This window comes from Dellaglioa sp. CoH-57-MRSF-18, from assembly GCF_056781995.1.
Genome location: NZ_JBXAXX010000064.1, coordinates 1 through 508, shown reverse-complemented (window position 1 = coordinate 508; position 508 = coordinate 1). Strand labels below are relative to the sequence as shown.

The window sequence follows — 508 nt, the reverse complement described above, 5'->3', positions numbered from 1 at the left end:
CCTCATCAACGATCAGGAGTGACGCATAGCGAAGCGGGCTCTCTTCGTTCTTAGAGAATCCCTTGATCTTGCCAGTAACACGGTCCATCTTTGGCCGGTAGATCAGGCTGTGGAGAGTACCGGCACCGACGCAGCCTTTGCTACGCATGACAGCCGCTGCCTTGCCCGTGTATGCCGCAAACACCACTTCACCACGTGAGCACCCCTCACCATTCTGAACGCGCCACGCGATCTCTTTGATGAGCTGTGTCTTACCGGTACCCGCGTATCCGAACAGCCGGAAGATCGGTGCCCGCTTCCGGTCCTTGTACCAGTTGATTACGTCGTGGATTGCGCGATTCTGCTCATCATTCCACGGGATGTCCGGTCGTTCGAATCCCTGCACAACGATACGTGCTGCATCCGACCCGAACAAATCCTTCGAGTCATATGTGCTTCGATCGGGGTCTGCTGAATCGGCCTTTCGGTTCCAGAACTCCGTTGCGTCCTCAACCAAGAACACATTGAT

At 55.5% G+C, this 508-nt stretch carries 1 protein-coding gene; it reads right to left on the bottom strand.

Annotated elements, in window-relative coordinates; translation table 11 throughout:
- On the bottom strand, positions 1 to 508 hold a 508-nt coding region (locus tag AC1RPG_RS08075), incomplete at both ends, for an AAA family ATPase (RefSeq protein ID WP_481762481.1).